We start from the raw sequence: 18057 nt of genomic DNA on the forward strand, positions 1-18057 counted from the left end.
AATGGGTCAGGCACCGGCCCTTGCGGCCTCTGGCATCCGGTTGAACAGGAGGTAGGCAACCCCACCGGCAAGCCCTGCGGAAATTGCCGTCGAAAACTGCGGCGCATAGAACTCGACGATCACCGCAACGATGGAACCTGCCGCCCAGGCAGCGAATGCGGTTGGGCGCCAGTCACGGTCGATCGTGGCGTTGCGGCGCTGCAGATACTGGTCGACCAGAATGATCGCGCCGATCGGCGGAACCAGGATGCCGAGCAGGGAAAGCCACTGAATGAAGAACGCCCAGACGTTGCCGGCGGCAATGACGATGCCGATGACACCCAGGACAACCGCCATCAACCGCATGCGACTGTTGAGAATACGCGACCAGCCGGTTGCGGCATTGTAAAGGCAATGAGCGCAGACAGAGCCGAGATTGCAGTAGAGAAAGAGGAAGGCAAGGACACTGAGAAAGGTCAGCTGCTTGCCGTTCATGTAGCCGAACATGTTGTCCGTGCCGAAGGGATTGGCATCGGGAACCGCAAGGGCTGCCGTCATGATCCCTCCGACCAGCATGGCGCACATGTTGGCGAACGGAAAGGCGCTGAACGTTGCGATGACGGATGCCTTGGTATCCTTTGCCCAACGGTTGAAGTCCGCCGTCACTGTCCCGGCATCGATGAACAGGGCGATGACCACTGTCAGTCCGACACCCATCGACATGGTCGCCGCGCCGTTGTTGCCGGGATAAGCCGCGATTTCCGCCCAGCTTGTCGTCGACAGGCTGTCGGCAACCACCCAGCCGCCAAGCAGCACGAACAAGGGCACCGACACCAGCCCGATCAGGTGAAGCCCGTGTACGCCGACGAAGGTGATGCCGATGTAAAGCAGGCCGGCGATCACGGTCATCGCGACATAGTTCAGCTCGTAGGCCGAGCTGATCAAGGATCCCGTGATGCCGGTTTGCACAGCGTACCAGCCGAGCAGCAAGGTCGACAGCAGGCCGGAGGCAAGCATGTATCCCTTCCGTCCGAAGACCACGCTGGCGAGAAGTGCGAAATTCATGCCCCTGCGCGTGCCCAGAACTCCCAGCAGGCCGACATAGGCAAACATGATCAGGTTGCCCAGGAGCATGGCCCAGACCGCATTTGTGAAGCCCATGCCCAGAACCAGGAGGGACCCGGTCATGGCGCCGGTGATGATCATTGGAAAACCGATCCAGACGGTCGTGACCGAAAAGGTGCTCCTGCGGGCCGACATCGGGACCGGCGTGTGTTCATATTCTTCTCCGAGAACATGATCCACTTCGTCCAAGGCTTCCGCCTCGCCGTGTAACTTGCTCATTTTTACCCCTCATTTTTATTGTTCTGCCGCGCCCCGGCAGTTGTTCGGGGTTTCTCTCGCGGCACATCGCTGAGCGCAAAAGAAAAGGCCTCCCTACAGCTTCGTTTCCGAAGACATAGAGAGGCCTTTTCGCCTGCGAATTTTAAAGTGGCCCCGTTGCCACGTTCCAATCACTTGGAGATTGAAACGTTATCGAGAGGTTTTACTTCTGTCAACAAAATCGGCACACGGCTTCTGCCGAATTTTTGACCAGCCACCTAAAAGATTTTTCTTATTAATTTCAATTAATTACGGAACATTCATCGCATAAGCGCCCGTCAGACAAACATCAAAGCACTCTATTCGGGCTGCTGTTTCGCGATGTCAGGGGTTGGAATTTTCTTTCGCCAAGCCCCGACACCGGTTTTCGAAAATGGCGCAACCTCGGCCTCTGCAACTGCCTAGTCCGCCTGCCGTGTCGCGCTTCTGCGTTTGTCTCGATGCCTATTCCTGGGTCAGATGCTCGAAGAAGGTCGAGCCTGAATAGTCCTTCCGGAAAAGGCCCAGATCACCCAATGCAGGAACCACCTGTTCCAGGAGCAGGCGCACCGCGTCCAGAGATCCACCCGGAAAGGCGACGAAACCGTCGATCGCACCTGCCGCCGCCCAATCCTTGATTTGTGCAACCGCATCGGAAGGTGTGCCGACGACGAGCCAGTGGGCCGAGCCGATAACTTCCGGCCGGCGCAACAGGTCTTCGACGGCCGGTTCGTCCCGCTCGATCATCCGCCGCAGAAGTTGCGAATGGGTGCGGCTGCGCACCGTTTCCGGTGGCGGGGGCAGGTCCGTGGCTTTCACCTGTCGTTCTGCCGGCCAGTCGCAAAGATCGAGCCCGGTCATTTCCAGAACTGTTGCCAGGCACCGGTCGCGGCTCACGCGTGCGTTGGTTTCGGCAAAGAGCTCCTCTGCCTCCGCCCTGGTCGGCGCAAGGTAAAGGCTCAACCCCGGCAAAACCCGGATATCGTCACCCTTTCGTCCGCGCTGTTCGGCCCGTTTGCGCAAATCGGCCCGCAAGTCCATGGCTGCAGCCTTGTCCGGTGTCGAGGCGAAGATCGCGTCCGCCACCGAAGAGGCAAAGTCACGGCCTGCGCCCGATGCCCCTGCCTGCACAAGCGGTATCCGTGTCTTGCCGAAGCGCGGCAAGTTGAGCGGACCCTTCACGTTGAAGAACGAACCTTCGTGGTCGACCGGTTTGACGAGTTCCGCATCGGCGAACAGCCCGCTTTCCCTGTCGAGTTTGAGAGCTTCATAAGGAAAGCTCTCCCAAAGCAGCCGGACAACTTCGGTAAATTCGGCGGCCCGTGCGTAGCGTTCCTCCGGGCTCGGCATTTCGGACAGGCCGAAATTCGCGTTGCCGTCCAGCGCGGTGACGATGTTCCAGCCGGCCCGTCCGTTGCTGAGCCAGTTCAGCGACTGGATCTGCCGGGCGACGATATAGGGTGGAAAGAAGGTCGTCGACGCTGTCGACAAGAGCCCGATCTTCGACGTCTCGCCCGCGATCGAGGCCAGCAGCAATGTCGGGTCAAGGCTGGCAAACCCGGTGCCGGATGCCAGCAGCCCGGTGTTCAGAAACAGCGAGTCCGGCAGAAACGCAAAGTCCAGTTTGGCCTGCTCCGCGCGCAGTGCGACGTCGAGATAAAAATCACTGCCGTAAAGGCCTTCCACGCCACTGTCCGCACGACGCCACGCGTCGCCGCTGAGCCATGTCGGGGCGAGCGACATGCCGATATGCAATTTCTTTGAGGGGGTCATCAAATCCGCTCTTGATTGGATTGGAAACGAGTTGGAGGGCTGGCTTTGGGTTTGCTGGCTCGTTTCGGATAGTATAAAGACTTCTGCATTGCAGAAGGTCAAGAGGTCGAAATTGCTGGAGACAAGACACGTAAGCGCGGCTTACGGACCCTTGAATGTGCTCAGTGATGTCTCCGTCCGGTTCAGCAAAGGCCGGCTTACGGCGATCGTCGGGCCGAACGGGTGCGGCAAGTCCAGCCTGTTGAAAGCCATCATGAGCTTCCTGCCGATCAGCGCCGGCGACATTCTGCTGGAAGGCGCACCTCTCCATGGCATCGACCGGAAAGCTCTTGCCCGCCGGATTGCCTATCTGCCTCAGGATTGCTTCTGCCCGGATTACATGACACTTGGCGAGCTGATCGAGCTTGCCGGCTATTCGCGGTATTCGTTGACGGGCGGTCCGTCGGCGCAGGATCGTGATCTCTTCAAACAGGTTCTGGAGACTGTCGGCCTGAGCGACCGGGCCGGCTTTCCCGTGAACAAACTGTCCGGTGGTCAGCGTCAGCGCGCCTGGATCGCAATGGTTCTGGCACAGGATACCGATGTCATCCTGATGGACGAGCCAGTCAATCATCTGGACATGAAATACCAGTTCGCCGTTCTCGAACTTGTCAGGGAGCTGATCGAAACCCACGGCAAGACGGTGATTGCCGTTCTGCACGACCTGAACCTGACCACCGCCTTCGCCGACGAGGTCGTGCTGATGCAGTCTGGCCGGTGCATTACGGCAGGACCGGTCGCGGACACGGTCACCAGTGACAACATCGAACAGGTCTTCGGTCTCAGGACCCAGATCTTTCCGCGCGATGGGCGCCTCGTCTGCTTCCCGGAGCGCATTGGGCACGCATCGGTAGCCTGATGGACCGGCGTAGTCTCTACCTTCTGCTCATCCTTGCAATGCTTGTCATCGTACTGGTGGTGCATTTGTTCTTCGGTTTCCACGCGGCCGATCTGCCGAACCTGATTGCCGCGCTCCAGCGTTTCGAAGCTCAAAGTTACGAAGAAGCGGTCCTTCTCTTCCAGCGGTTGCCGCGCACCCTGATTGCGATTTACGCCGGCGGCATTGCCGCGGCCAGCGGCTTCGTCCTGCAGAGCCTGGTGCGCAATCCCTTGGCCTCCCCTGCCACACTGGGCGTCAATTCAGGTGCGGCTCTCTTTCTCGTTGCCAGTGCACTGCTATTCGGTGCTGGTGCCGAGCTGCAGGGCATTGCGGCGCTTGCCGGAGCACTTGCCGGTTTTCTTTCCAGCCTTGCAGTTGCCCGGCTCGCAGGGCGCCGGAACGACCCGCGCGGATTGTCTCTTATTCTGTCCGGCGCCCTGGTTTCCATACTGTTCACCGGCATGACCAACGCCTTGCTGTTGTCCGACCCGGCCCGGCGAGCCGATTTCCTGAGTTGGGTTACCGGCAACATCAACCACGTCTATATCGATCGCCTTGCCATGTTCTGGTGGATCGGGGCCCTTTCCGTCGCAATCCTGCTGCTGTTTGCCCGGCCGCTGACCCTGATCCTGCTGGGCGCCGACAAGGCCGCCTCTACCGGTGTCAACGTTCCTCTTGTCTCACGTCTCGCCATCGGAGCAGCCGTTCTCGGGTCCGGCTCCGCGGTTGCGGTGTGCGGTCCGATCGGCTTTGTCGGGCTGGTCGTGCCGCATATCGTGCGCCCCTTCATGGGCAACAATCTTGTTCACGCCCTGCCGGCCTCCCTGATCGTGGGCGCGATTGTCGGTCTGGCTGCGGACCTCATCGCACGGGAAGCCTTTTACCCCTACGTCGTGAACACCGGCCTGGTTACGGATCTGATCGGTGGCATCGTATTCATCGTGATCGTCAAACGCTTCTATCTCTCCCCCGGCAGCCGGGAGGCCTCATGATCAGAGGCGGTAGAGCAATCGACGGCAAACGGGTGCTGCGTCTGGCCGGCGGACTTCAGATGAGGACCGGCAATCTGCTTGCCGGAGCCTGTCTTGTGGCTGCTGCGCTTGCACTTGCAGCTCTTGCCACCGGCCTCGGGCTGACGGACACCGGGCTAGCCGATCTTTTCCGAACGCTTGCCGGTGAAAGTTTGCCGGGTGCGGAGAACTATGCCCTCTGGACGGTCCGCCTGCCGCGGATCCTGCTCGGGTTCATGGTCGGCTGGGCGGTTGCACTTGCCGGGGCAATGCTGCAGTCGGTTGCCAGGAACCCGCTGGCTGACCCGGGACTTTTCGGCTTCAGCCAGGGGTCGATGACGATGATCATGTTGCTGCTGGTCTTCCTGCCGGCGGCTCCCAAGAGCCTTGTGGTTCTTGCTGCGCTCGCCGGTGGGCTGACGGTTGCCGGTCTGCTTTTATGGCTTGTGGGCAGCGAGCGATCCAGCGGTCTTTCCATCGTCCTGATGGGGATAGCAATCGAGACTGTCCTGTCCTCCTTCGGATCGCTGCTCATCCTGTATCTGCCGACCGAGACCTCCATCGCCCTTTCCGAGTGGCTGGCCGGCTCGCTGTTCCAGGCCAACTGGACAGTCATCGCCGCCTTTGCGCCGTTGTTCGGTCTCAGCCTCGTGGCAATCTTCGTTCTCGGCCCTGCCATGGCCACATATGACCTGGGCAGCGAAATGGCGATGGCATTGGGCGAACCTGTTGGCCGTTCACGCCCGTTGATCCTGCTCACTGCCGTTGTGCTGAGCTCCGCTGCCGTGACGGCGGTTGGGCCCCTGGTCTTTCTCGGCGTGCTGGCACCTCACATCGCCGGCTTCCTTTCACCGGCCGTCGCCCGGGCGCGGCTTTTCCTGTCCGCCTTGATGGGCGGGATCCTCGTCCTGATAGCCGATGCACTGACACGCGGGCTTGGCGGCTCCCTGCCAATGCCTCTCGGCCTCGGCCTGACCATGGTCGGCGTGCCGCTCTTCATCATCGCGCTGCGTCTGCAGGCGCTGCGCAAACTCCAGTCACACTGAAAGGATCTTCATGCGTTTTCTCGTCTCCTGCGCAATCGCAGCCCTACTGGCGACAAGTCCGGTCCTTGCTGCCGAGCGCACCGTCACCGACGACACGGGCCGGAAGGTCACGATCCCGGAGCAGCCCGAACATATCGTCGTCATGCACGAGCCGTTGCTCGGCATCCCGCTGATGGATCTCGGCCTCGATCTTACCGGCAGCTTCGGCCGGGCGGACGACGCCAGCTTCGTTATCGCGGTAGACTTCATCGACACCGTTCTCGGCGAAGGCAAAACGAAACCAAAGGGTTTCGGCCCCGTCGGACAGCTCGATCTTGAAAAACTGAGAGCGCTGGAACCTGATCTGATCGTCGCGAGCGAACTGGATGCCGGCAAAGCCGATCAACTGGCCACTGTCGCGCCGGTCTATCTGCAGAATGTCGGCAGCTCGAAGGTCTACGGTTTTGATGTCGAGGAAGACCTGGCAGCTCTCGTCGGCCGGGAAGATGTCTTTGCCGCCCGCAAGGCGGCCTATGAAAAGCGCGTGGAAGATCTGCGAACCAAACTGCCCTTCGATCCTGCCGGCAGGACCTACCTTCCCGTTTTTCTGACCGACCAGCTCAATGTTGTGGGCGATTCCTCCGGCATGGTTCAGGCACTGGAAGACCTCGGATACAGCCGTCTGGATGTCGGCGCGCCGAGTGGCGCCTCTCCGGCAGGCGGCTCCATGATGCTCATGCCGTTGAGTGCGGAGGAATTCGGCAAGCTCGATCCTGATGTTCTTGTCCTGCTCAACAGCTACATGGCCGGCGGCCGCGACGAGGCCGGAACCCGTGCTTCGCTGAGCAAGATTGTTCCCGGTTGGGATCAATTCATGAAACCGGCCAGGGAAAACCGAATCCTGTTCGTCGACCCCGCCAAGGTGATCACGCCGAGTGTTGCAAGCGCGGAACACATGCTGGACGCGATCGCAGGCTGGAACGAGACGACGCAGTAAAACCGGAGCTGCTCCGTCTATCGGTTTTCTGCATCGAACACGCCCGGGCGGTACACCCAGTGCTTGCCCGGGTGTCTTGCCTTCTCCCGTCCAGAAATCATATCCGGCCCACCTGGATACCCGGACTCAAAAAACATGAGTATTTGATACAAGTTTAATTGCTCCCGCTGGCTGTGCCTGCTAACAAATGCAACTCATATCCGCTTACTCAGTGAGCCCCCGCGTCGTCGGCCCGAATGGCTGCGGACGAGCTCCCAAGGCAAGCAATCAGCACGACACATGAGTATCGGGAGACTGACATGACCGGAGGTTTCGACCGCCTGTTGACAGCAACCGAGTTCGAGCGTTTCGACGCGGAACTCAAATCCCTGGACGGGTCAACCCAGCCTGCCGTCCCGGCTGGCCGTTTGCCGGAAAAAGGCCGAGAGCCGCACACCGTAACGCAGCATCAGGAACGGGTGTGGCTGGCGCAACAGCAAGATCCGGACAAGGTGCTGCGACATGCCCAGACCTACCGGCTCGGTGGCACACCCGATATCGCACGCCTCGCCCGCGCCGTGGACGCATTGGTCGAAGCCCTTCCCGAGCTGGCGATGCGCTATCGCTTCAGTGACGAGGGAGAGCTCGTGAAGTCCCTCTCGCACGGGCCGGACGGAACACTTGAAATCATCAAAGCTGAAAACCAGCAGGAAGCCGTTTCGCTTGCCCTGGCCGCCCAGAAAGCACATTGGGACAGCGAAGCCGAACCCCCTTTCAAGGTGTTGCTGATCCTCTGCGGTCAAGAGGTGATCCTGGGCCTGCTCATGCACCGCATTCTCGAGGAGGTCTGTTCACCGGAAGATGTCCTGAGAAGTCTTGTGGCAGCCTATGACAGCAAGGTCATTGCTGCACCGGCGCTGCGTCAAGTGAAGCAATTCGAGCCTGATTTTCCCGGCCTTGCGCCGGTCACCTGGTTGCGACGGGGCGAAGGATTGGCTGATACGGCCGTTATCGATTTCAACGGAACACCTGGTCTTCTGCCAACGGGTGACCGGCTCGCGCGGAGGTTCGGAACCTTGCTCGAACCTGTCCTCCATCATGACCAGGATTACTCTTCTTCGGACCACACCACATTGCTGGCAGAGGTTGGAGTTCGTTTCGCGCAATTCCTGTGCAAGCTCGGCGGTCACGAACGGATCGAAGCCATTTTCCCGGCACGGCAGACAGACAGCCTGACTGACCCTTGCGGCGGATTTGCCCGTTCGGACAGTTTTGCTGTTTCGGTTGGACGGGACATGGCTCCTGAAGAGGGTGAACGGCAGGTTCTGTCTCATCTGAATGCGATTTCCAGATCGGCAAAACACGACAACAACGCACTGGCAGCAGACCTTCCAAAGGTCTGGATCCATCGGCTCGCCGATCCGAAAACCATCGTCCCGACAGACACACTCGACTTCGACCGGATACCCCTGCCGACGTATGAAGCGCGCCCCGATTTCGAGCTGGCAGTGGGCTTTGACACAGAAGGCAGGGCAATTCTTGAACTGGTCACGGGACAGAGGATCAGGCGACATGCCGGCAGTTTGGTGCTGGATCTGTTTTCCGGTTATCTCCGGAACCCGGAGGTTCTTTCAATCGCGGTGAGCCAGCAGCTTCTCCAGAGCGAAAGTGCCCGTGTTTCTGACGCTCCTCTCCACGCAGGACAAGGAACTTCCCTCGACGTGACGGCCATTCAGGCAGCCATCCTGCAAGAGTTTCGGGATGCGCTCGCTGTTGCAGATCTCGCACCAGACGACGACTTTTTCGACTTCGGCGGACATTCGCTGGTTGCCACCCGGATCATCGGCCGCCTGCTTCATGATCATGGCATAGAGGTTCGTTTCAACGATCTTTTCGGCAACCCGACAGCAGCAGGTCTTGCCCGGCACGCAACACTGGTCGATGGCGCCGGCGAAAGCGCCGGAAACCACAACGTCGAGATCAGAAACGGGAAGGCGAGCGACGCTGCCACACCTCTTGCTCTTGCGCAGATGTCGCTCTGGAAGATCTATTCCGCGCTTGGATACCGCGAGATTTTCAACTTGCCGTTTGCCCTGGATTTTCTCGACCCCGTGGACGAAATCGTTTTCGAGGCCGCCTTTGGTGACCTGATGAAACGGCATGCTGCCCTCAGGACTCTCTACTTCGAAACGGAGGAAGGTGATGTCTTGCAGAAGGTTGTTCCCGTTGAGGAACTGGCGACCTACAAATGGTTCTGGACCAGCGCGGAAAGCACCGGTGCGGACCGCAATGCCGAAGCCATTTATTGCTTCGACCTTGCAAAGGAATTGCCGGTCAGGTTGCGGTTTCTCACCGATCCGGAAACAGGTCGGCAAGTGCTCTCGTTCCTGTTCCACCACCTCGCGCTCGACGAATGGTCCGTCAACCTGATGATGGACGAACTGGTTGAGGCCTACCGCGCACGCAGCCTTGGCGTTGCGCCCGAGTGGCCGGACGAACCAGCACCTTTTCACGAGTTTGCCCGCAAGCAGGTGCAGTCGGGCGTCAATGCCCGGCACCTTGCCTTCTGGACGGACATGCTCGGTGATGCACCCAGGGAACTGGTTCTCTTCACCAACGACCCCAAACTCCTCGATGAACCCGCCACTGACGATAGTTCGGTCGCAGGCGGCTGGGTTGAAATGCGGCTGGAGAGCGACGTTTCCGAGGGGCTTTATGCCGTTGCCAAGGAAAACAGCGCTTCCCTTTTCAACGTCGTCTATGGCGCGATTTCCGCCGCGCTTCAGGCCCTTGGGGAATTGTCCGATCTGGTGATCGGCACCTCTGCCGCGGGGCGTACGGACCCCGACTATTTCGACACGATCGGCTACTTCACCACTGTCGTCGCCCACCGGGTTCGCTTCGGAAACGATCCGACTGTTGGTACCCTGATCGGCAACATCAAGGACATGATCAACGGATCGATGCCCTTTACCGACATACCGATCGACCTTGTGGAAGATGCCCTTGGCATGACGCCTGGAATGGACCACCTGTTCGATGTGTTCATTCAGATCCATGCGCAAAACAAGTTGAACGGCAACCTGCCAGCGCCGGATGGCGGTACCATCGCGTTTCGCCAGGTCGACCCGGACAAGCATGAATCCCATCTCGGACTGCAATTTGAAGTGATGGAAGAGGTCATCGACGGCAACCGCGCCATCCGCGTGCTGATGAGCTACCAGGCCAGGCGCTATTCGCCTGCGCAGGTAGACGCAATCCGCGCGTCCGTCATGTCAATGTTCACGCAATTCTCGCGTGGAGATGCCTCGAACATGAAAATTTCCCAACTGGCCGGGACCTGACCTTCCCACATCATCGGAAAAACACCTTCGGGCTGACGGCCCGAAGGTCCCCAGTGTCAGGCACAGCTCCTGAAACCGCTGACCGCATCGGGCTGGACTGACTTCCGTTTCACACTGGCGCGAGACGCCGAATTTCTGAAATGAATTTGATAATCGGCGGATCTTCCGTCGATTTTTCTGAATAGTTTTCCGTAAATGCAAAAATATGATTGTAGATGCGGCAGAAAACCTGCAGACCAACTTGACCGGCAACGTCGGTTTAATAGCTGCTCGATATCCACGGACGTCATTCCTGGAGAAACGATCAAACTCCGGAATACTGCGTGGAAGGCCGCATGAATGACCGTAACCTCTAATAATACCGCGGCCGAGCTCCGCCACGGCTCTGAAAATTCGTCGCTGAAAAATCCGACTGCCGATCGCCAGAGCCGGTCCTGGATCGCAGCTCTTGCCAAATTCCGGAACATCAGTGCGCGCCGCAGCAGTTTCGAGATTGCGATCACAGTCCTCCCCTTCATTGCACTGTGGGGAATTACCGCGACACTCGTCTTACACGGCTACTGGTTCGGATTGATCCTGACGGTCCCGGCGGCTGGGTTTCTGGTCCGGCTTTTCATCCTGCAGCACGATTGCGGCCATGGGAACTTGTACGCCCGGCGCAGCATGAACGACTGGATCGGCCGGGTCATCGGGGTACTTACCTTTACCCCTTACGATTACTGGCGCCGAACTCACGCCATCCATCATGCCTCCGCAGGAAACCTCGACCGCCGCGGCGTCGGTGACGTCGATACGCTGACCGTGCGCGAATACAGAGCCCTGTCCCGCTGGGGCCGCCTGCGCTACTGGCTCTATCGGCATCCGGTCGTCATGTTCGGCCTGGGACCGGCATGGCTGTTCGTCGCCCAATACCGGCTTCCCTATGGCCTGATGCGCGCCGGAATGCAGCCCTGGGTGTCGACAATTGCCACAAATCTCGGGATCGCGGCACCGTTTGCGCTCATGATCTGGCTGGTCGGCGCAAGCACGTTTTTCCTTGTGCAGGTCCCGATCACTTTGATGGCAGCCAGCGCCGGCGTTTGGCTCTTCTATATCCAGCACCAGTTCGAAGAGACCCATTGGTCTGAAGAAAGTGACTGGGATTTCCAGCATGCCGCGCTTGAAGGCAGTTCACACTACGACCTGCCGCCCCTGTTGCGCTGGTTCTCCGGGAATATCGGCATCCACCACGTGCACCACCTGTCTCCCAAAATTCCCTTCTACCGGCTATCTGAAGTCCTCAAGGAACATCCGGAACTGCGCAATGTCAGCCGGCTCACTTTGCGTCAAAGCCTTGGCTGCGTGAAGCTGGTCCTGTGGGATGAAAACGCAAGGCGTCTTGTTTCCTTCCGCGATGAGCGGCTAGCAAGACTGGCCGCCCCGGCCTGACCGGCTTCGAAGCGGCAGAGCCCGCCCAGAGCGCCCTGAAAAAGGAACATGAAACAACGAGGCGTGACGGACACCGCGACCGCGCGCTCAATGCGGCGGGACAACCGCAGCATGAGGCAAGTTGTATCTAAATGAAATAACCATAAGTATAGATACAATTCTCAAAAATCTTCACACCAGTGGCTCGGCTGCATCCATAGACTTGTTTCTACCAATTTACATTCAGCAGATTGGACCACTCCCGGTCGTTGGCAGAGTTTTCGAATTGCAGCCTAAACGTTACCGCCGGCGGATCGATGTATCTGAAGATATGCGGCGGCTGCTTCAGTCCTGTTTGATACGCCCATCTTCGAAATGATGTGGTGAATGTGAAGTTTGATCGTGTGCTCCGACAGCGAGAGATTTGCAGCAATATGCTTGTTTTGCTGCCCTCGTGCGATCAACTCCAACACTTCCCGCTCTCGGGGTGTCAGCGAACTTACGATGTGCACCCCGGACAAGCCGCTGGCAGCAGTCGCCTTGCGCGCCTTTTCCAGCTGCATGCTCCCGTCGATCTCGAGAAGTTCGACAAGATCCGGCGGCATGTAGGAACCACCATGCAGCATGATCTGGATCGCATAGAGCCAAAGATCCAGCCGGAGGTTCATGGGTATGACGTTATTGATGATACCGGTTTTCAGACATTTTCGAATGTGCAGCCTGGACGTGTACTCACCGTTAAAGGTTAGACACAGGATGGCATTGGGATACGTGTCCTGGAACACTTGCAACAAATCAGCATTCGTGGCGGCAAAGGCTTCATCAACCAGGATCAGAGAAGGCAAAATCCCTTCCTGTTCGGCCTTTTCAACCAGCACATCCCAGTCAGTTGAAACCTGCACAACGAGACCCGGCAGTTCCCGAACCAATGAATTTTCCAAGGGTTTCGGCAATTTGTCCCTGGCACCTATAAAAAATAAGTAACGCAAATGCTTGGACATTGAACGTCTCCCGAAGGACCATGACCAGCTCTATTGATTACGTAAAGGAATTTCAGGTCATGACTCGGCTAAAAAGGATCAATGGGCTTTAAATTCCAGCCAACATTTTAGGGCAATTAGTCTACACCGGGGAAAAAATCAGTGACATAAATCATTATATCTAATCGCACAGATATCATCGCCGCGACTTCTTCTTTTTATTCTGAATACAAAAGCCTTCACCGAAAGCAACACCCGATACGGATGAAAATATTTAATGCAATTACAGTCGAAATCACCTCAGTTTCATTGATTTTTTCATGTAGGTTTTGATTATGACCAAACGCTTCGCCAGGCAATTATTTAGCCGGAGAATTCAACTGGCAATATATCTTCAAACCGCCACTTAAACGCTAAAGTCTTACCTACTTCCGCGTGGCACTTAAAATGCGTGAGAAGCACAACCAGCAAACAAACAAATCGGTGAAGACTGACCGGCTTTTGCCTGTCGTTCCGCTGGCGACATCCTGGGTGGCGGAGGCGATCTCGTCTTTAGTGGCGCGCACTTGAAAACAGGCCCATCGCCACTCAAGCAATCGATCACTTCTTGTCTTCAGCGAGCGTGGCCGCGACGATCGCATTTGCATGTCCGTGCCCAAGCCCGTGCTCTGTTTTCAGAAAGTCGACAATTTCCATGTGCTTCTTTCCGGCCTGAGCGCGCACGAGAGCTTGCCACTCGCCGATAGGCTTGCCGTATTTCTTTTCGATAGACGGAAAGTACGACGCCGGCCCCTTCACCTTGGCGACCTGATCTTTTTCAGCCACCGCACTCTCCTTTCGTGATGTATGCGACGCCCGAGACCAAGCACCTGACGTCGCCGGGTTGATTTATCTTGCGCGAAAGATAAACTGAATTGTCTCGCACGCAAGATAAAATCGAGAATGAGCAAAAACGATACGGATCACGTTGAACGCCGACGCCGGCAATGGGAGCTGGAGTTGCCGGAGGTTGATACACGCGGCATGGCAATCCTTGGCCGCGCACGAGTGATCACCCATTTGGCCCGGCCGGGCATCGAGGCCATTTTCTCAAGACACGGCCTCGATAGCCGGGAATTCGATGTTCTATCGACGCTGCTGCGCTCCGGATCACCTTACCAGCTTCGCCCCACGGAACTGTTCAATTCCCTGATGCTCACCTCAGGAGGGCTAACCGGCATTCTGGCTCGCCTGGAAAGGGCCGGATTGATCGAAAGGCCAAAGGACCTTGCAGACGGCCGGAGCTCGCCCGTCCGCCTATCCAAGAAGGGGATGAACCTCATCCGGTTCGCTTTCAAGGAAGACATGGCTCACGAAGCCCGATTGATCGACTGCCTCACAGATGAGGAGCAGCGCACGCTTTCGGCATTGTTGGGGAAGTTGACGAAGGCTCTGGAAGGATCGGAAGGCGGTCGCAAGAGCTGAAAGGCCGAACAGCCTTACTGCTCTTGCCAAAAAACTATCCGTAATGTCGCAATTCGAATGTCAGAACCGTCCTTGTAACTATGGAACCGTTTTTCATGTTGTACATGCTGCTTTGCTATAATGATGAAGAGGTCACCTCCGCGTGGAGTGACGAGGAAGACGCCGCTGTCATGAAACGGCTGCAGGTCGTCCACGAGAAGTGGGCTGATCAGTATGAGCTGGCTGCCCGCCTCATGCCCACCAATACGGCCTCTACCCTCCACAAGAAGGAAAATCTCGTTACCGATGGCCCCTATGCGGAGACCAAGGAACAGCTGCTCGGCTTTTATCTGGTCGAGGTTGAGGATCAGCAGCAGGCCCTGGACTTTGCCAGAGACCTTACCGAAGCCAACCCCGGTGGAGCCTATGAACTGAGGCCGGTCAAGAGCTTCCACCCGGGAACCACGACTGACACCGACAATGCAACCGCCTGATCTCACATGGATTGACAGCAAATTGACTGCCTCGCGGCCACGGGTGATGGCCGCATTGCTCCGGTATTTTCGTGATTTGGATCTGGCCGAAGAAGCCTTTCAGGAAGCCTGCCTGCGCGCCTTGAAAAACTGGCCGGACAACGGACCCCCGCGAAACGTGGAAGGATGGCTGATCACCGTCGGCCGCAATCTGACGCTGGACGTGCTGAAACGCGAGGCAAGGACCTCCAGCCTGCCCCCCGAAGACGTTCTGTCGAACGTGGAGGATGCCGAACCGGACCTGGTTGAACGGCTCGACACGGCGGACTACCGTGATGACATCCTGCGCCTTCTGTTTATCTGCTGTCATCCGGATCTGCCGGCAACCCAGCAGGTCGCGCTTGCATTGCGCATCGTATCCGGCATTCCGGTTGGTGACATCGCCCGGGCATTTCTGGTCGGCGAACACGCGATGCGGCAGCGGATCACCCGTGCAAAGGCGACGATAGCCGACGCTGGCGTGCCGTTCGAGACACCGGATCAGGCAGAGCGGGCAAACCGCCTGGCGGCTGTATCCGCGATGATATATCTCGTCTTTAGCGAAGGCTACAGCGACCCTGATCCGGCTGGCGAGCGCTCGGGTCTGTGCCACGAGGGTATTCGCCTGGCCAGGCTGCTGCTGCGGATGTTTCCCTCCGACCCGGAACTCATGGGACTGCTTGCGCTCATGCTGTTGCAGCATTCCCGTCAAGAGACACGAGTTGACGCAAACGGCCTGTTGGTCCTCCTGGAAGATCAGGACAGATCACGATGGAACCGGCCCATGATAGCCGAAGCCCTTGTCCTCATAGACAAGGCGATGCTCCGCCGCGGACCGGGGCCCTATCAGATACAGGCGGCAATCGCTGCTCTGCATGCGCGTGCCGCGACACCGGAAGACACCGACTGGAAAGAGATCGAACAGCTATACGCCGCGCTCGAGCGTCGCTCGCCATCTCCCGTTGTCACACTCAACCGTGCCGTTGCGGTGTCGAAAACGGAAGGGGCCGAGGCTGCGTTGCAGATGATCGAACCGCTCGCAGTCAAACTTAGCGGATATTTCTATTATCATGGCGCGCGTGGGGCACTGCTCAAGCAACTGGGGCGGACAAGCGAGGCACGCTGCGCATTTGATCAGGCCATTTCACTTGCTGGGACTGTTGCGGAAGCCGCTCATATTCGCCAACAGCTCGACCAGATGACAGGCCTTGAAAAAAACTGAACTCATTTGTCGCACGTGCCATTCTTCATTCGTCCTTGAGCTATCAACAACAGCGCAATGGACGAAATCAGATGTCAGAACAACAGCATGCACTCGAACTGATCCTTGATCTGGATGCCCCGCGAGAGAAACTCTGGCGTTGCTGGACGGAGCCGAAACTGCTTGAAAAGTGGTTCTGTCCCAAGCCCTGGTATGTCTCCGATGCCCGTATCGATCTGCGGCCTGGCGGCGAGTTTTCCTGTCGCATGCATGGCCCAAACGGCGAGGAATTTCCAAATACCGGTGTCTTTCTGGAAGTCGTTCCAAACGAACGTCTGGTCACCACCGACGCATTCCACCCCGGCTGGAAACCAACCGGCCGCCCCTTCATGGTGGCTGAGGTAACTTTTGAAGATCTGGGTGGTGGCCGGACCCGTTACCACGCTCAGGCTCTGCATTGGACGAAGGAAGCCAGGGAAGAACACGAACGGATGGGGTTTCACGAAGGCTGGGGCAAGGCTGCCGAGCAGCTTGAAGAACTTGCCAAGTCTATCTGATGGAGCGCGAAATGAGTAACGGGACCACCTTGCTATGGGCAGGCCGCATTCTGACGGGCCTGTTCGCCTTGTTCATGCTGGGCGCTTCCATTGCGCCGAAGCTGCTCCATCTGCCTGTTGCCGAAGACACGCTGGCCGAACTTGGCTGGCCTGCGGGGTACGCATTTCCGATTGGCTTGATCGAACTGGCCTGCCTTGTTCTTTACCTCATTCCGCGCACCAGCGTGTTAGGAGCAATCTTGATGATGGGCCTGCTCGGCGGTGCCATGGCAACCCAGATCCGGGCCGGGTCACCCCTGTTCAGCCATGTGCTGTTCAGTCTTTATCTGGGCCTGTTCATGTGGGGTGGCCTGTGGTTACGCGCTCCGGACCTGCGCAGGCTGTTCCCGTTGCGGGGATGGACTTGAACTGACACTGCCGATCAATCGAGAAAGACCTGTCCAAAGGTAACTCTTGCCGCTCACTGGCCTTGTCCACTTCCCAGTGACCCTTCGTGAAAGGATACTCGTCTTCCTGGACAGTAAGGGCACTTCGCGTTGGACAGGTCTTTCTCGAGGCCATCAGTATCTCAATTTTCAATGCGCATTTATTATGCGCATTGAAAATGCGTAAGCGTGCCGCTATTATCCGGGTACCGGGTATGAATGGTTTGGAAACACGATGGCACGCGTTCACGCACGCAAGGCGACCAATTTGACAATTGACATGACGCTGGTCGGTTCGGCGAAGGAACTGGGCGTGAATATTTCCCAGGCAGCCGAAGAAGGTATCCGGCGCGCGGTTTCACAAGCCCGCGCGGAACGGTGGAAACTTGAAAACAGGGCAGCCCTGAACAGCTCCAACGACTTTGTCGACGAACACGGCCTGCCGCTTGAAGCGAGACGCCTGTTTTAATGGCCAGAAATCAGCTCTACCGGCTGAAACCGGACGGCGTTCTGGTGCTGGATGTGCAGGCGGACCTTCTGGAAAGCCTCAACACACGCGTCGTCGTGCCGCTTTTGCCCAGGTCTCGCGCACCGGCGCCCGCGGCCTACCTGAACCCGACATTCGGCTGGGAGGGCGAGGAATACGTCATGGCGACCCAATTCCTCGCCGCCGTGGCGGTTTCCCAGTTGGGAGACCCGATCGGCAGCCTCGACGAGAACTTTGCGGAAATTACCCGCGCGCTGGACACCCTGTTCCAGGGCTTCTGATTGCAGGTTCAACCTGTTTCAAAAGACGCCTTACCGTTCAAGCCATTTCCACCCGGCTTTCACTTGCTGCATCGAAATAGATGGCCTGATCGGTGTCATAGCCGATCCAGACGGTTTCGCCTCCGGAGGTCATGTCATGCCGCGGGGCGGTCACGATCAACCTGCCGACGTCGCTTTCACAATGCAGGACCAGATTGGCACCGGTCATCTCCGAAAAGACAATCCGTGCGGGGATTGCGGGAACGCCCGGGGACGAGGTGTGTACCTTCATATGCTCCGGCCGCATGCCGACGGTGAGGCCTGTTCTGCCGGACCAGAAGGGCAAGGTTTCTATGGGCAGAAAATTTGTCGGCAGCATTCCGAGGAACCCGGCGAA

Annotated in this window: 18 protein-coding genes; 13 read left to right on the forward strand and 5 right to left on the reverse strand. The window is 58.0% G+C overall.

The features are described from left to right. Positions 1 to 6: 6 nt before the first annotated feature. On the reverse strand, positions 7 to 1323 hold the full coding sequence (locus tag J7447_RS25185; protein ID WP_077294379.1) for a cytosine permease: 1317 nt from the start codon (positions 1321 to 1323) through the stop codon (positions 7 to 9). A gap of 483 nt (positions 1324 to 1806) precedes the next feature. Next, complete coding sequence (locus J7447_RS25190) at positions 1807 to 3114, reverse strand: NtaA/DmoA family FMN-dependent monooxygenase (protein WP_209171307.1); 1308 nt, start codon at positions 3112 to 3114, stop codon at positions 1807 to 1809. 112 nt (positions 3115 to 3226) lie between these two features. Here J7447_RS25190 and J7447_RS25195 point away from each other — a divergent pair, with 112 nt between their 5' ends. The 6 genes from J7447_RS25195 to J7447_RS25220 all read left to right on the forward strand — a co-directional run bounded on the left by J7447_RS25195 (position 3227) and on the right by J7447_RS25220 (position 11816). Continuing rightward, positions 3227 to 4012: an ABC transporter ATP-binding protein gene (locus tag J7447_RS25195; protein WP_286189567.1), complete on the forward strand. Its 786-nt coding sequence runs from the start codon at positions 3227 to 3229 to the stop codon at positions 4010 to 4012. A gap of 38 nt (positions 4013 to 4050) precedes the next feature. Next, a complete protein-coding gene (locus J7447_RS25200; RefSeq protein WP_209171333.1) occupies positions 4051 to 5025 on the forward strand; it encodes an iron ABC transporter permease in 975 nt (324 codons plus the stop codon). Next, positions 5025 to 6089 (forward strand): iron ABC transporter permease, encoded by a 1065-nt coding sequence (locus J7447_RS25205; RefSeq protein WP_209171334.1) that lies wholly within the window; start codon positions 5025 to 5027, stop codon positions 6087 to 6089. The genes J7447_RS25200 and J7447_RS25205 overlap by 1 nt, the downstream gene beginning before the upstream one ends. A 10-nt stretch (positions 6090 to 6099) precedes the next feature. Continuing rightward, on the forward strand, positions 6100 to 7065 hold the full coding sequence (locus J7447_RS25210) for an ABC transporter substrate-binding protein (protein ID WP_209171309.1): 966 nt from the start codon (positions 6100 to 6102) through the stop codon (positions 7063 to 7065). A 299-nt stretch (positions 7066 to 7364) separates the two neighbouring features. After that, positions 7365 to 10388, forward strand: coding sequence for a condensation domain-containing protein (locus J7447_RS25215; protein ID WP_209171310.1), 3024 nt, complete (start codon positions 7365 to 7367; stop codon positions 10386 to 10388). 339 nt (positions 10389 to 10727) lie between these two features. After that, positions 10728 to 11816: a fatty acid desaturase gene (locus tag J7447_RS25220; protein WP_209171311.1), complete on the forward strand. Its 1089-nt coding sequence runs from the start codon at positions 10728 to 10730 to the stop codon at positions 11814 to 11816. Between the two features lie 272 nt (positions 11817 to 12088). Here the strand turns inward: J7447_RS25220 and J7447_RS25225 are convergent, their stop codons facing one another. Then, entirely contained in the window at positions 12089 to 12796 is a 708-nt protein-coding gene (locus J7447_RS25225) for a response regulator transcription factor (RefSeq protein WP_209171312.1), read from the reverse strand. Between the two features lie 579 nt (positions 12797 to 13375). Beyond that, positions 13376 to 13600: a DUF4287 domain-containing protein gene (locus tag J7447_RS25230; protein ID WP_209171313.1), complete on the reverse strand. Its 225-nt coding sequence runs from the start codon at positions 13598 to 13600 to the stop codon at positions 13376 to 13378. Between the two features lie 117 nt (positions 13601 to 13717). Here J7447_RS25230 and J7447_RS25235 point away from each other — a divergent pair, with 117 nt between their 5' ends. From J7447_RS25235 to J7447_RS25265, 7 genes are all read left to right on the forward strand, one after another. Continuing rightward, the gene (locus tag J7447_RS25235; RefSeq protein ID WP_209171314.1) at positions 13718 to 14239 is read left to right on the forward strand and encodes a MarR family transcriptional regulator; all 522 of its coding nucleotides are present in this window, start codon (positions 13718 to 13720) and stop codon (positions 14237 to 14239) included. 95 nt (positions 14240 to 14334) lie between these two features. Further along, positions 14335 to 14712, forward strand: coding sequence for a YciI family protein (locus J7447_RS25240; protein ID WP_168687652.1), 378 nt, complete (start codon positions 14335 to 14337; stop codon positions 14710 to 14712). Then, a complete protein-coding gene (locus J7447_RS25245) occupies positions 14699 to 15952 on the forward strand; it encodes an RNA polymerase sigma factor (RefSeq protein WP_209171315.1) in 1254 nt (417 codons plus the stop codon). The genes J7447_RS25240 and J7447_RS25245 overlap by 14 nt, the downstream gene beginning before the upstream one ends. Before the next feature lie 71 nt (positions 15953 to 16023). Next, a complete protein-coding gene (locus J7447_RS25250) occupies positions 16024 to 16488 on the forward strand; it encodes an SRPBCC family protein (protein ID WP_152507872.1) in 465 nt (154 codons plus the stop codon). 11 nt (positions 16489 to 16499) lie between these two features. Further along, entirely contained in the window at positions 16500 to 16895 is a 396-nt protein-coding gene (locus tag J7447_RS25255; RefSeq protein WP_152512312.1) for a DoxX family protein, read from the forward strand. A gap of 253 nt (positions 16896 to 17148) precedes the next feature. Beyond that, the gene (locus J7447_RS25260; RefSeq protein WP_152507871.1) at positions 17149 to 17382 is read left to right on the forward strand and encodes a type II toxin-antitoxin system CcdA family antitoxin; all 234 of its coding nucleotides are present in this window, start codon (positions 17149 to 17151) and stop codon (positions 17380 to 17382) included. Next, positions 17382 to 17681, forward strand: coding sequence for a CcdB family protein (locus J7447_RS25265; RefSeq protein WP_209171317.1), 300 nt, complete (start codon positions 17382 to 17384; stop codon positions 17679 to 17681). The genes J7447_RS25260 and J7447_RS25265 overlap by 1 nt, the downstream gene beginning before the upstream one ends. A 37-nt stretch (positions 17682 to 17718) precedes the next feature. On the opposite strand, the gene J7447_RS25270 is transcribed toward J7447_RS25265, so the two are convergent. Beyond that, on the reverse strand, positions 17719 to 18057 hold a 339-nt coding region (locus tag J7447_RS25270), incomplete at its 5' end, for a TOBE domain-containing protein (protein ID WP_209171318.1).

The sequence above is a fragment of the Labrenzia sp. R5_0 genome, from assembly GCF_017743835.1.
In the GTDB taxonomy this organism is placed as follows: Bacteria; Pseudomonadota; Alphaproteobacteria; order Rhizobiales; family Stappiaceae; genus Roseibium; species Roseibium algicola.